Annotated in this window: 11 protein-coding genes and 3 tRNA genes; 5 read left to right on the plus strand and 9 right to left on the minus strand. The window is 35.1% G+C overall.

From position 1 onward, the window contains the following. The first annotated feature begins 20 nt into the window (after positions 1–20). The gene (locus ABD745_RS08735; RefSeq protein WP_344828185.1) at positions 21–2,312 is read left to right on the plus strand and encodes a DUF5074 domain-containing protein; all 2,292 of its coding nucleotides are present in this window, start codon (positions 21–23) and stop codon (positions 2,310–2,312) included. Positions 2,313–2,376: 64 nt separating this feature from the next. On the opposite strand, the gene ABD745_RS08740 is transcribed toward ABD745_RS08735, so the two are convergent. The 8 genes from ABD745_RS08740 to ABD745_RS08775 all read right to left on the minus strand — a co-directional run bounded on the left by ABD745_RS08740 (position 2,377) and on the right by ABD745_RS08775 (position 6,788). After that, positions 2,377–3,573 (minus strand): MFS transporter, encoded by a 1,197-nt coding sequence (locus ABD745_RS08740; protein WP_344828188.1) that lies wholly within the window; start codon positions 3,571–3,573, stop codon positions 2,377–2,379. A 51-nt stretch (positions 3,574–3,624) separates the two neighbouring features. Beyond that, a complete protein-coding gene (locus tag ABD745_RS08745) occupies positions 3,625–4,278 on the minus strand; it encodes a FadR/GntR family transcriptional regulator (RefSeq protein ID WP_344828190.1) in 654 nt (217 codons plus the stop codon). Between the two features lie 184 nt (positions 4,279–4,462). Further along, positions 4,463–4,534 (minus strand) — tRNA-Glu (locus tag ABD745_RS08750). A 101-nt stretch (positions 4,535–4,635) separates the two neighbouring features. Continuing rightward, a tRNA-Glu gene (locus tag ABD745_RS08755) sits at positions 4,636–4,707 on the minus strand. Between the two features lie 11 nt (positions 4,708–4,718). Then, positions 4,719–4,973: a 30S ribosomal protein S20 gene (rpsT, locus tag ABD745_RS08760; RefSeq protein ID WP_047401227.1), complete on the minus strand. Its 255-nt coding sequence runs from the start codon at positions 4,971–4,973 to the stop codon at positions 4,719–4,721. A 66-nt stretch (positions 4,974–5,039) separates the two neighbouring features. Further along, positions 5,040–5,360, minus strand: coding sequence for a hypothetical protein (locus ABD745_RS08765; protein WP_344828195.1), 321 nt, complete (start codon positions 5,358–5,360; stop codon positions 5,040–5,042). A 10-nt stretch (positions 5,361–5,370) separates the two neighbouring features. Next, positions 5,371–5,445 (minus strand) — tRNA-Glu (locus ABD745_RS08770). Positions 5,446–5,501: 56 nt separating this feature from the next. Then, the gene (locus ABD745_RS08775; protein ID WP_344828197.1) at positions 5,502–6,788 is read right to left on the minus strand and encodes an N-acetylmuramoyl-L-alanine amidase family protein; all 1,287 of its coding nucleotides are present in this window, start codon (positions 6,786–6,788) and stop codon (positions 5,502–5,504) included. Between the two features lie 64 nt (positions 6,789–6,852). Between ABD745_RS08775 and ABD745_RS08780 the strand changes: the two genes are divergently transcribed. From ABD745_RS08780 to ABD745_RS08790, 3 genes are all read left to right on the plus strand, one after another. After that, on the plus strand, positions 6,853–9,441 hold the full coding sequence (locus ABD745_RS08780; RefSeq protein ID WP_344828200.1) for a putative LPS assembly protein LptD: 2,589 nt from the start codon (positions 6,853–6,855) through the stop codon (positions 9,439–9,441). Positions 9,442–9,508: 67 nt separating this feature from the next. Then, entirely contained in the window at positions 9,509–9,889 is a 381-nt protein-coding gene (locus ABD745_RS08785; protein ID WP_047401234.1) for a RidA family protein, read from the plus strand. After that, a complete protein-coding gene (locus ABD745_RS08790) occupies positions 9,889–10,341 on the plus strand; it encodes a hypothetical protein (protein ID WP_047401236.1) in 453 nt (150 codons plus the stop codon). The genes ABD745_RS08785 and ABD745_RS08790 overlap by 1 nt, the downstream gene beginning before the upstream one ends. Before the next feature lie 63 nt (positions 10,342–10,404). Here the strand turns inward: ABD745_RS08790 and ABD745_RS08795 are convergent, their stop codons facing one another. Further along, positions 10,405–11,934 (minus strand): trypsin-like peptidase domain-containing protein, encoded by a 1,530-nt coding sequence (locus tag ABD745_RS08795; protein WP_344828203.1) that lies wholly within the window; start codon positions 11,932–11,934, stop codon positions 10,405–10,407. Between the two features lie 376 nt (positions 11,935–12,310). Here ABD745_RS08795 and trhO point away from each other — a divergent pair, with 376 nt between their 5' ends. Beyond that, positions 12,311–13,687, plus strand: coding sequence for an oxygen-dependent tRNA uridine(34) hydroxylase TrhO (gene trhO, locus ABD745_RS08800; protein WP_344828206.1), 1,377 nt, complete (start codon positions 12,311–12,313; stop codon positions 13,685–13,687). Positions 13,688–13,692: the final 5 nt, after the last annotated feature.

Genomic DNA, 13,692 nt, shown 5'->3' on the forward strand with positions numbered 1-13,692 from the left:
AGTTAATAATTAAATTAAAAATGAAAAAGTTTTATCTTTTAACAATGCTTTTTCTGTTTGCATTTTTTACGAATGCACAGATAAAAGTACAGGGGTTTCCCCGAAATGATCTTCAGTTGAAATCTTCCCCGAAGAATCAGTCTGCAAAGAACATTGCTACAACGATTAATTTTTCTGATATTCAGTATTGGGTTGGAACAGGAACTAATGAAGCGGCTTTTGTAGTTCAGTGGAATGACGGGAAAAACGCTGATGCTCTGGTTTGGGGTTTCAGATGGAACGGAATGGCGACAGGTGAAGATATGCTGCATGCAATTGCTGCTGCAGATCACAGGTTTTATTCTTTGCTTTATCCGGGAACAGGACCTTACGGAACGGCAATCGGAGGATTTGGTTTTGATCTGAACGGAACAGGAACAAATGCTCTTTACAAAAACGGAAACGTAACCTATCCTTATTATCCGGTAAGCGGAATTGTAAACACAACTTCTTATGATTTTGATACTTACACCGCTGCAGATACAAACGATCACTGGTCTTCCGGATGGACAACCAACGGATATTGGTCTTACTGGGTAAAAGATCCTACTGATCCTGATTTCGGATATTCAGGAGTGGGTGCAACAAGCAGAACTTTGGTAAATGGTTCTTATGATATCTGGAATTTTGCACCGGGATTTGTAGATACTCCGATTTCTTCAACAATGACTCCGGTTTCGCCGTATGTTGCGTCATCAAACTTTACGAACGGATATTTCATGGTGAATGAAGAATGGTTTGGTCATACCAACGGTTCTGTGAATTTTATTGATAATAATGGAAACGTAAATTACAGAGTATATAGCAATGCCAACAGCAATCAGGCTTTCGGAGCTACAACTCAGTATGGAACAATTTATGGGGATAAATTTTATTTTATTTCTAAACAAGCGGCAGATGGTGGGGATACACAATATACTCCGGGAGGAAGATTAGTCGTTGCCAATGCGCAGACCATGCAGAAAATTGCAGGATTCAATAATATCGGTGGTGGAGACGGAAGATCTTTTGTCGGAGTTAATGAACACAAAGGTTACATCGGAGCTTCCAATGGAATCTATACTTTTGATATTGATAATTTACAGGTTGGAAATTTAATTCCTACAACAGGAGGAGGAAGCCAGTACGCAGGACAAATTGGTAATATGATCAGAACTTCTCAATATGTTTTTGCAGTGAAACAATCTGCGGGAGTTTTGGTGATTAATCCAAATACAGATACGGTTGTTACTACAATTGCGGGTTCTTTCCATTCTATTGTTCAGGCGAAAGACGGAAGTGTTTGGGCGATTCAGGATCAGAAATTAGTTAAAATAAATCCTACCACTTTTACTACGACAGTTTATAATATTCCTACAACAAAATATATCGGAGCTTGGGGAGCGTGGAATGCAGGAAGTTTAACGGCAAGTAGCCAAAACAATACATTATACTGGATCAATTCTATCAGTAGTTTTGTTTCCGGAACTCAGATTGTGAAATTTGACGTAACTTCGGGCACTTTTAATGAAGCTTTTGCCACTATTCCGGGACAAACAGGGACTTATAAGCAAATTCCTTACGGTGCAGCTTTAAGAGTAAATCCTGTTACCGATGAATTGATTTTAAATACAACAGAAAGCGGTTACGGTGCACATTATCAAAATAACTGGATTCATACATTTAATAATACAGGAACTTTGACAAATACGATAAAATTAAACGATTATTACTGGTTTCCGGCAATTGCTGTGTTTCCGGATAATACCGTTCCTGTTATTAATAATACGCTTCCTACGCAGGTAAGTGCAAATTCTGTTACGACAATTGATCTAAAAACCGTAACTTCAGATACAGATAATCTTGCTGCGGCAATTGTAAAGTCTGTAAAATCGAACAGCAATCCATCAGTGGTTTCGGCAACGATTAATACAAATGATGAATTGGTTATTACACCAATAGGAAACGGAACTGCAAGTATTGTGGTAAGTTTCAATTCTAACGGCAAGGTTGTTGATAAAACGTTATCAATAACAAGCTCCACTTCAGTACTGGCAACAGCTGAGGTTAAAAAATTAGAATTCAGTATTTACCCTAATCCGGTGGCTGATATTCTTAACATTCGAACTCAGGAGAAAGTTTTAAACGTTTCTGTATACGATATGTCTGGTAAATTGGTTAATGTACAGTTCAGCAATGGGCAGGTAAATGTAAGTATGCTTCCGAAAGGAGTGTATATTTTAATTGCAAAAACCGAAAAGGCAGTATATCAGCAGAAATTGATTAAAAACTAAATCTTTAGTAGCATATCCAAATTTTGTTTAGTCCCCACCTTTTGCCTTTGGTGGGGATTTTTTTTTATTTTTTAAGGTTGGGTAAAAATGCTGTGATAATTCCCATTAATGGTAAAAATGCACAGATTTTAAATACATATTCAATACTCGTATCATCTGCTACTGCGCCTAAAACAGCAGATCCGATTCCGCCCATTCCAAACATAAAGCCAAAGAATAATCCTGCTACCAATCCTATTTTATTAGGTAAAAGATCCGTTGCAAATACAAGGATGGCAGAGAATGCCGAAGCAATAATTAATCCTATTAAAACAGCAAATGTAATCGTCCAAAATAACGATAGATAGGGTAAGAACAGGGTAAATGGTGCTGCTCCTAAAATTGAAATCCAGATAATCTTCTTTCTGCCATATTTATCCCCTAATTTCCCACCTAAGATCGTTCCGACGGCAACTGCTGCTAAAAACATGAATAAATAGAGTTGAGAATCTTTTACCGAAATGTGAAATTTATCAATCAAAAAGAAGGTAAAATAGTTTGTCATGGAAGCCAAATAGATATATTTAGAAAAAACCAAAGCCAATAAAATCGTAATTGAAAAAATGACTTTTCTACGGGATAATTGAATATTAATAAGATCACTTGAATGCTTTGCTGATTTTTTTAAGCTTAATCTTTCAGCGTACCAATTTCCGATTCTCCATAAAACGATAATTCCTATAAATGCTGCAATGGCAAATAAACCAACATAACCCTGACCCAATGGAAGGATGATTAAAGCAACCAGCAAAGGTCCGATTGCGCTTCCCGAATTTCCACCTACCTGAAAGATGGATTGCGCCAAACCTTTTTGTCCGCCTGATGCCAATTGTGCAACTCTTGATGCTTCCGGATGAAAAATGGACGATCCCATTCCGATTAACCCAACCGAAATCAGAATAACGTAATATTGATGGGCAGCTGCCAATAATAATAGACCTGCCATTGACAATCCCATTCCGATCGCAAGAGATCTGGGATTTGGTTTTTTATCAGTATAAATTCCTACAAACGGCTGTAAAATTGATGCTGTAAGTTGAAATACCAAAGTGATAATCCCGATTTGGGCGAAAGATAACCTAAATTCACCTTTCAAAATCGGATACAATGAAGGAATGGTAGATTGGATCAGATCATTCAGGAAGTGAGAAAAACTGATCATAAATAAAATAGGATAAACAATTTTAGTAGTGTCAATTGTTTTTGATGTTATATTTTCCATAATAATTTTTAATTCATCAGGTCATCTGATGAATTTGGTTAAATTTATTTTTTAATAAATCTGATCAACAATTTGCTGAGCGATAATTGCAGCATTTTTTGCATCTCTATTTTGGATAGCTAGGTAAAGACTATTATGAATAGCCTGAGAAATTTTAAACGATTCTGTATCATTATGCCTGCTTTCAAAAGATCTTAAGATGTGCGAACTTGCTACTTTATAGATTTCTTTTAAAAGAATATTTCCACAAGCTTCTGCGATGGCAATATGGAAATTAATATCAGCCTGATAACATTCTAAGATTTTATTTTCTTCTGCGAATGTATTTCTAAGATCTAAATAATTTTTAATATTTTTCAACTGATCTTCACTACGATTGGTAGCCGCTTTCGCTGCAATTTTTGAATCAAGCAGAGAACGTACTTCCTGTACATCTTCAATTTGTGCTTTATCCATCTGCGATTCCAAAGATTCCTGCATGTTTTTTGAAACAACGAATGTTCCCAATCCTTGATGTACATTCAGCACACCTTTGATTGAAAGTATTTTTATCGCTTCACGAATACTGGAACGTCCGACGCCATAGATCTTCATTAGTTCAGGTTCTGTTGGCAATTTTTCACCTACAGGATAATCATTATTGATGATTCCTTCAATTAATCTGTCTGCGACTTCCTGAGCTAATGTCTTTCTTTGAATCTGCATTGCATTAAAACATCATATCATCTGATGAATTACAAAGATAAGCGTTTTTAATTTAACTTGAAAAGCAAACCCTGTTTTTTTTAACAAATTTATTTTTCTTCGCTAGAAGATTTAGGATGAATGAAAATTAAATCACCATAAAGGGAAATAAAAAAGAGATTCAAAAAAATGAATCTCTTTTACGTAGCCCGTAGGGGAGTCGAACCCCTCTTACCAGAATGAAAATCTGAGGTCCTAACCGATAGACGAACGGGCCATCTACCATAACTGTAATTGCTTACAGGGTTAGTATTTTGTTTTTATAAGTTTACAACTCTTAGTTTTTATAATCACCCGGTTAGTAGTGATTATGTTTTGTAGCCCGTAGGGGAGTCGAACCCCTCTTACCAGAATGAAAATCTGAGGTCCTAACCGATAGACGAACGGGCCAACTATACTTATTAAGCTAGTTTATTAACGTGCTTAGTTAATTTGCTTTTTAAGTTAGCCGCTTTGTTTTTGTGGATAATATTTTTCTTAGCTAATTTATCCAACAAAGAGATAACTTTTGGCAATTGCTCTGCAGCAGCAGCTTTATCTTCTTCATTTCTTAACACCTTCAAAGCTGTTCTAGCAGTCTTGTGGTAGTATCTGTTACGAAGTTTTCTTACTTCGTTTTGTCTAATTCTTTTTAATGCTGATTTATGATTTGCCATATCGTTCAAATGTGAGTGCAAAAGTATAAACTTTTTTTTTATCTACCAAATTTATCTTTAAAAAAATTAATTTTCTTCTGATAAATATTTTCTTAGTTTATCTATTGCTTGTTCTATTTTAATATTCTCTTCTTCTCTTTCTAATTTTTTGATGGTGCTCGTAAGCATTACCATCGCATTGTTCCATTCTCCAGTGGTATTGGTGAAGGTAAGTTCGTCAATCGTTACTTCAAAAGTTACCCTTTCTCCCGTCCTGTCAAGTCTGAAACTTATTTTATCATCTCTGCCTGTAATCCCGTCTTCATTGATTTTTAAATCATAACTTTTTGGGTTTGAGTGGATTTTCTTAAAAAGCAATTTAGCTTCTTGTATTTTTAAATCCGGCATGATATAAATTTGGTAGCCTATAGGAGAATCGAACTCCTGTTGCAAGGATGAAAACCTTGAGTCCTAACCACTAGACGAATAGGCCAAATTTTGAGGTTGCAAAAGTAATAATTAACTTTTTAACTTCAAAATTATTTTTTATTATTTGAAAACTTTTTGAATCACCGAATTCTTAATTCCTTTAGCCTCAATATCTTTCTGAAGTTTCACTGCGTCCTCCAAACTGTACACTTTTCCGTAAGTATAGTAGAAAACTCCGTCTTCTTTGTTTCTTTCAAGGTCTTTTAGGGTTTGAAGCACAAATGAATTCCCATTCAGTTTTTCTCCTGTATGTACTTCAATGGTGTAGTAACCCGTACTCAATTTTTGATTAGGCATAAATCCTACAGCATAAGCATTTCTGAATCCTGCATCTTTAGCTGTTTTAATATTGATATCCCTTACCGATGCAAGGTTGGTTACTCCGTAATAATATTTGTATTGTCCGTTTTCTTTAAGAGGTAAAATATAATTTAACCCTTTTAAAGCAGGATCTCCGTCATTATACTTTGTGGGAGAGCTTAATAATAAAATTCTGAAATCATTCTTTAAAGCAACTTCTGACAGTCTATCCGGTTCAGGTTTCTTAACGATTACCGGACCACCTGATTTTCTGTCAATTGCTTTCTTATAATCAATAATAGCCTGATATATACTTTGTGAAATCTCATCCTGGCCTTTTTCCGAAGCCAGATAATGACTTTCTTCCGGATGATTGATAAATCCGGTTTCAATAAGTACCGAAGGCATCGCATTCATACGAAGAACATGCAGGTTTTTCTGAAATACTCCTCTTGAAGATCTTTTATCTTTATTTACAAAATTATCTTCAACCAGACCTCCCAAAAGAAGACTGGATTCCAGATATTTACTTTGCTGAAGTTTTAGGGCAATTAAAGATTCAGGAGAACCTGCATCATAAGATCCGAAGGTCTGCTTATCTTTTTCATCCAGAAAAATCACATCATTTTCTCTTTTTGCCACCTCAAGATTGGTGTCATTCTGATCAGGACCCTGTACATAAGTTTCGGTTCCGTAAGCTGTAGGTTTTTTTGAAGAATTACAGTGTATGGAAACGAAAAGATCTGCTTTGCTTCTGTTCGCCAGATTTGTTCTGTCGGAAAGAGAGGGATATTCATCAATTTTTCGGGTATAAATAACTTTAAAATCTTTGTTTTTTTCTAGCATTGCCCCAACTTTCAGGGTAATAGCAAGGGTGACATCTTTTTCCGCAATTCTCCCGATGTCTGCATAACTTCTGTTTGCTCCATGATCACTTCCTCCGTGTCCTGCGTCTAAAACAACGGTAAATTTCTTCTGAGAAAAAATAAAGTTGCTGGATAGAATGATGAGAAATGATAAAATTATTTTAAAATTTACTTTGTGCATCTTACAGTTTTAAAAATTATATTAATTTTGAGCCTTAATTGTATACAATAAATATAACAAAAAATTGGTCAAAACCGTCTCCAAAAATATATTACAAATTTTAATTATCCTAATTTTTAACAATTTTTTAGCACAAGAAACTTCTAAAGAATTGCCTAAAAATGCGGTTAATGATACTATTTCCAAAAAGGATACCATTGTATTAAAAAAAGAATCGCTGGAAGATGTACTTCAGACAAAAGCAGATTTTCAACGCAGAGATTTCCAGAAAAAAATGGTTTATCTGAACAAAAATGCCCAGGTGAAGTACCAGGATATGCAGATTGATGCAGATTATATCTCTATCGACGAACAGAAAAGTCTGATGTATGCGCGTGGAAAACAAGATTCTTTAGGAAGAATAATTGAACCTGTAATTACAACTCAGGCTGGTAAAAAATATGAAACCGACGAGTTTCAGTATAATACCAAAACGCGACAGGCAATTGCTTTTAATGCCAGAACTGAAGAAAGTGAAGGGGTTATTGTAGCTAATAAAACAAAGAAATATAACGATTCTGTCTTTGCAATGAGACGTGCGGATTATACCACAGATGATTATTATATTAAGAAAAAGGATACGGCGGCTGATTATTTTTTAAGAGCTAATTATCTTAAATTAATTAAGACAAAAAATAAATCCTCAATTGTTTCGGGTCCTATTCAGTTGTATATCGAGCAGATTCCGACTCCTTTGATTATGCCTTTTGCTATTTTACCTTTTTCAAGTAAGAGAGCAGCGGGTATTTTGATTCCGAGTTTCGGGGAAAGACAGGATGTAGGTTTCTTCCTGAATGGTTTGGGGTATTATCAGCCGATCGGGGAACATTTTGATTTGAAGATTCTTACCGATATTTATACCAAAGGAAGTTTTAATTTCAGACCTGAAATGAACTATGTGAAAAAATACCGTTATTCCGGGAATTTCTCTGCGGATATAGGAACGGCGGTTCGTGGTATCAAAGGGTTGGATGATTACGGAAAAACAAGTACATACAGAATTGCCTGGAGACATACTCAGGATACAAAAGCAAACCCTTTCCTGAATTTTTCTGCTTCAGTAGATGTTGTAAGTACAAAATTCTATAATAATACGCTGAATAACAATTATATTTTAAATCAAAATGTATTAAATACCCAGCAAAACTCAACGGTAACTATTACAAAAAGATTTTTGAAACTGCCTGCAACAATTACGGGAACGGCTTCTTATTCTCAGAATTTTGCGACGGGATTGTCTGATCTTCGTTTGCCACAGATGAATGTTGCGATCAATCAGTTTTATTTATTTAAATCAAAAACGGGTGTTAGAAGTGGGTTACTGGAAAATATTACGGTAAATACGGGAATTAATTTAACAAACTTTGTACAAACCGACGAAGGTGAACTTTTCAAAAAAGAAATGTGGGATAAAATGCAGACCGGCTTGAAAAATAATATTGCTTTAGGTACAAATACAACGGTTGCAAAATATTTTACATTCAGTTTAGGAGCTAATATTGATAATGGCTTAACAACAAAAACAGTAAATAAGTTTTACGATCCTATTCAGAATAAAGTTGTTACAGAAACTGATAAAGGTATTTCAGGATATTCTACATTCTCAAGTACGGCAAGTATTCAGACAACATTATATGGAATGCTGAAATTTAAGAAAGGTTCTGCAGTTGAAGCGATCAGACATATGATGACACCAAGTATCGGGTTTACTTATTCTCCTGATTTTGGAGGTTCTGGTTATGGATATTATAAAAATTACTATGATGCAAACGGAGCTTTAACGCCTTATTCAATTTTTGAAGGAGGTATCATCGGAAGCCCTTCAAGCGGAATGGTAGGTGCTTTAGGTTTCAATATCGGGAACAATATCGAAATGAAGGTAAAGTCTAAAAGTGACTCTACAGGAGTGAAAAAGATAAAACTTTTTGAATCATTAAACCTTTCGGGAAGTTATAATTTTGCAGCAAAAGATCACCCCTGGTCAATTGTTACGATAAACGGTCAGTCTTCTTTCTTTAATAATAAACTAAGCGTAAATACAAGTGTTTCTTTGGATCCATATAAAATTATCTATCTTCCGGGACAGGATACAGGAATCAGAACAGAAGAGTTCGGACATTTCAGTGTTCAGGGATTCAACGTTCAGATGTCTTACCCTTTGAGCAGCGAAATATTTGGAGAAAAAACAGATTATGCTAAAAAATATAAATCGAAAGGAGAAATAAGGAATGAAAATTATTATTTTGATGATGATAATTATGCTCATTTCGATCAGGCATGGACTTTGAATGTGAACGCCAATTATGCTTACACAAGAAGTACAGCTTCAAGAACTCCGACCAAACTGGCTTCAGTTGGTTTGGATGGAAGCCTTAAATTAACACCCTACTGGAATATCAACGGAAGCACACATTATGACATGGTGACAAGAGAATTGGCGTATACAAGAATTGGTTTTGCGAGAGATCAGCGAAGTTTTACGATTAATTTCAACTGGGTTCCGTTTGGTCAGTACAAAGTGTATGACTTCTTTATCGGTATCAAAGCCAATATCTTAAGTGATGCCATTAAGTATAAGGACAGAAGTTTCACACAACCAAATGCGCCTTTCTAATATCGGATTGATATTTGATTATAGAAATAGAATATAAATTTTATATTTGCACCCAAAATAAATTCTAATGAAAAAAATAATCAACACAGTTAACGCTCCTGCAGCTATCGGGCCTTATTCACAAGCCAATATGGCAAATGGTGTTTTGTACATCTCCGGTCAGATTCCTGTAGATCCTGCAACTGGTAAATTGGTGGAAGGGATTGAAAAAGAAACGCATCAGGTAATGAAAAACCTTGAAGCTATTCTTACAGAAGCAGGAATGACTTTTAAAAATGTTGTAAAAGCTACAATCTTCCTTAAAAGTATGGATGATTTTGCTGTAATGAATGATATTTATGCTTCTTATTTAGATGCAGAAAGCTTTCCGGCTCGTGAAACTGTACAGGTTTCTTGCCTGCCTAAGAATGTTGATATCGAAATTTCTATGATTGCACATCAGGATTAATGAACTTTATAAGAAATACACTTGCGGCTATTATAGGTCTTGGAATTGCCGGACTTATCATTACTCTTGGTATAAGAGCATTTCCGCAATGGGTTACTTTCGATGCTTTTGCTCCATTTGAGCATTGGCAGAGATTTCTTCAAAGTATGCAGCATAATGATGCCTTTTTTGGCTTCCTTCTGTTTATTTCCGGATTGGGGACTACAGTTGGAGGTGTGGTAACTGCCATTATCGTTAAATATGCTAAAGTGGCATATGCTATTCTTATCGGTTTTATAATGTTGTTTATAGCAATGTTGGACGTTATTGTTTTTCCTTATCATCCTACATTCTATAAAATCTCTATTTTCCTTACTTTCTTCCCTTTTGCATGGATGGGTGGTAAGATTGTAGAAATCATTTATGAACGGAAAAAGAAAAGAAGAATCGCTGAAAAAATGAATAAATCATAAATAAAAAAACGCTGCAATCTGCAGCGTTTTTTGTTGATATAAAAGTTTAGTTTAGTTCTTTGATTAAGGCATTTTAAAACCTCTTTGATAGCCTCTTCCGTAGTCGTCCATATATTTTATTTGTACTGTTCCGGAGAATTTATTCAATAAATTTTCTACGTCTTTTTGAGAATTTACAGGTTTACCATTGATTTCGGTAATAATATAACCGTCTACAATACCTGCTTTAGCCATTTCGCTTCCTTCTATAACATTTTTGGCTACAGCTCCGCTGTTCAGTCCGTAGTATGCTTTCGTTTTATCATCAATACTTTGGAATTCTGCCCCGATTTTTTCAGTGACACTAAGGTCTGCTTTCGTTCTTGTAGCAGTTCCTCCTTTTTGATCTCTTAAAGTAACAGTTGTTGTGGCATCTTTACCATTTCTGGAATAGGTTACAACAACTTTATCACCAGGACGTTTGCTTCCTACCGCCATTGAAAGATCAGCAAAATCTGTGATTGTGATTCCATCAATTTTAGTTATAATATCGCCTACTTTAATACCTGCTTCTTTGGCACCTCCCTCATCTACGGCTTCTCTTACATAAATTCCTGAACCTACCTTGATATTTGTCTTATATTGCTTATTATAAGCTGCAACCAATTGATCATCTGATAAATCTAATGAAGTTACCCCCAAGAAACCTCTCTGTACGATACCGAAATTCTTAATGTCTTCAACGATTTTTCTTGCCAGGTTCGCAGGGACTGCAAATCCGTACCCTTGATAATAACCTGTTGTTGACTGGATTGCAGAGTTAATGCCAATAAGATCTCCGTTTGTATTTACCAAAGCACCCCCTGAGTTTCCAGGGTTAATAGCAGCATCCGTCTGAATGAAGCTTTCGATCGGGTTGGCAGCTTTTCCTTGAGAACCTAGAATCCCGATTCCTCTTCCTTTTGCGGAAACAATACCTGCAGTTACCGTAGAGTTCAATCCAAGCGGATTTCCTACTGCAAGAACCCATTGCCCGACTTCAATATTATCAGAATTGGCAAAATTCAAATATGGTAATCCTTTTTCTTCAATTTTCAATAATGAAATATCTGTATTAGGGTCAGTTCCTATTAATGTTGCGATGTATGATTTTTTATTGCTTAAAACAACCTCAAGTTTATTCGCTCCTGCTACAACGTGATTATTTGAAATAATATAACCGTCCGGCGAAATAATGACACCTGATCCCATTCCTGAAGGCATATTATCCGGTGTTTGTTGCTGTTCTCTCTGTCTTTGCTGTCCTTTCCCTCCAAACGGATCTCCGAAGAAGAAATCAAACATATCTTGCTCTGAAGCTCTGCTTGCTGTTCTGGACTGGTAGTTTTTAATGGTTACTACAGCGGGAACTGTCGTTTTAGCTGCTTTCACAAAATCATCGCCTACTGCTGCGGAATTCATTCCTGCAAAAGAAACATTTGAAGCTTTTGTAAAGTATGATTGGTCTCCGCTGTTGGATTCATGATTAAAATATTGTAATGCTCCAACGGTAGTAGCTCCGGACATAACACCTACTACGGCAAATGGTAATAGTTTTTTTAAAGTACTCTTCATTGTATATCTTTCTTTGTTATTTATTATGTTTTATTTTTTTTCGTTTTACTGTAAACAAATTTAATGCTAAATAGGTATGTGTTTAGTATGAAATGTTTCAATTTTAACTAAAATTTAACAGGAATAGCAATAATTTATACATTATGTGATAATTGTTAAAATGTCAATTAACAAAACTTAAAAATTTATTAAAGACAATATGACATATAGATGGTTGAATTGTCATGAAAGTTAAATTTAATAATTGATATTAAGGATTATTATTTCATATTATTCTATATCATGTTATAAAGATTATGATTTTAAGGATAAATACACTAATTGGAAAAATGATTATCTTTGCAAAAATATTTTTCTCACTTAAAACGTTTATAGCATGCAACTGTATAACACATTAAGCGCAGAAGAAAGAGCTCAACTTATTGATGAAGCTGGTAAGGAACGTCTTACATTGTCTTTCTATGCGTATGCCAAAATTGAAGATCCCAAAAAATTTCGCGACGAATTATTTATAGCCTGGAACGCACTTGATGCACTTGGTCGTATTTATGTTGCTCATGAAGGAATTAATGCTCAGATGAGTGTTCCTGCGGATCAATTTGAAGCATTTCGCGATACGTTGGAAGCTTACGATTTCATGAAAGGAATTCGTTTAAATGTAGCGGTTGAGCAAGACGATCATTCTTTTTTAAAACTGACGATAAAAGTCAGACATAAAATTGTGGCTGACGGGTTGAATGACGAAACTTTTGACGTTACCAATAAAGGAATTCACTTAAAAGCACAGGAATTTAATAATTTATTGGAAGATCCGAATACGATTGTAGTCGATTTCAGAAATCATTACGAAAGTGAAGTTGGTCATTTTGAAGGTGCTATTACTCCTGATGTAGAAAATTTCAGAGAAAGTTTACCTATTATCAACGAACAGTTACAGGATTTTAAAGAAGATAAAAATCTTTTGATGTACTGTACGGGTGGAATTCGTTGTGAAAAAGCCAGTGCTTACTTCAAACATCAGGGTTTTAAAAATGTGTTCCAATTGGAAGGCGGAATTATTGAATATACCCGTCAGATAAAAGAAGAAGGTATAGAAAGTAAATTTATAGGTAAAAATTTCGTGTTTGACCACCGATTGGGAGAGAGAATTACAGACGATATTATCGCACAATGCCACCAATGCGGAAAACCTTGCGACAACCATACCAATTGTGCTAATGATGCCTGTCATTTATTGTTTATTCAATGTGACGAATGCAAAGCAGCGATGGAAAATACTTGTTCTACAGAATGTCTGGAAACCATACATTTACCTTTGGAAGAGCAGGTTGCCTTAAGAAAAGGGTTACAGGTCGGAAATAAAGTTTTCAGAAAAGGAAAATCTGATGCTTTGAAATTTAAAAATTCAGGAGATTTGTCAACTCAAACTTTAGCGAAAGCTACAGCCGTTGAAATCAAAGATATTCGTAAGAAAATAAAGGTCAAAAAAGTTTTGATTGGAAAGGCAGAACATTATTATACAAAATCTAAAATTGCACAGTTTTTAATTGAAAATAAAGAGCTTTCAATAGGTGATAAAGTATTAATTTCAGGTCCTACAACTGGCGAACAGGAAGTTACAATTACTCAGATTTTCGCAAATGGAGGACCTTGTGAAACGGCAAAAATCGGAGATCAAATCACTTTTGAACTTCCGTTCAGAGTTCGTTTGTCTGATAAATTATATAAAATTTTGCAAGCTGAAAACGCATAACTATC

This window comes from Chryseobacterium ginsenosidimutans, from assembly GCF_039536845.1.
In the GTDB taxonomy this organism is placed as follows: domain Bacteria; phylum Bacteroidota; class Bacteroidia; order Flavobacteriales; family Weeksellaceae; genus Chryseobacterium; species Chryseobacterium ginsenosidimutans_B.

Coding starts and splice junctions, on each gene's coding strand:
- ABD745_RS08785 (WP_047401234.1), top strand. CDS start 9,509: ATGAAAAAAATAATCAACACAGTTAACGCTCCTGCAGCTATCGGGCCT.
- ABD745_RS08775 (WP_344828197.1), bottom strand. CDS start 6,788: ATGCACAAAGTAAATTTTAAAATAATTTTATCATTTCTCATCATTCTA.
- ABD745_RS08765 (WP_344828195.1), bottom strand. CDS start 5,360: ATGCCGGATTTAAAAATACAAGAAGCTAAATTGCTTTTTAAGAAAATC.
- ABD745_RS08745 (WP_344828190.1), bottom strand. CDS start 4,278: ATGCAGATTCAAAGAAAGACATTAGCTCAGGAAGTCGCAGACAGATTA.
- ABD745_RS08790 (WP_047401236.1), top strand. CDS start 9,889: ATGAACTTTATAAGAAATACACTTGCGGCTATTATAGGTCTTGGAATT.
- ABD745_RS08735 (WP_344828185.1), top strand. CDS start 21: ATGAAAAAGTTTTATCTTTTAACAATGCTTTTTCTGTTTGCATTTTTT.
- ABD745_RS08740 (WP_344828188.1), bottom strand. CDS start 3,573: ATGGAAAATATAACATCAAAAACAATTGACACTACTAAAATTGTTTAT.
- rpsT (WP_047401227.1), bottom strand. CDS start 4,973: ATGGCAAATCATAAATCAGCATTAAAAAGAATTAGACAAAACGAAGTA.
- ABD745_RS08795 (WP_344828203.1), bottom strand. CDS start 11,934: ATGAAGAGTACTTTAAAAAAACTATTACCATTTGCCGTAGTAGGTGTT.
- trhO (WP_344828206.1), top strand. CDS start 12,311: ATGCAACTGTATAACACATTAAGCGCAGAAGAAAGAGCTCAACTTATT.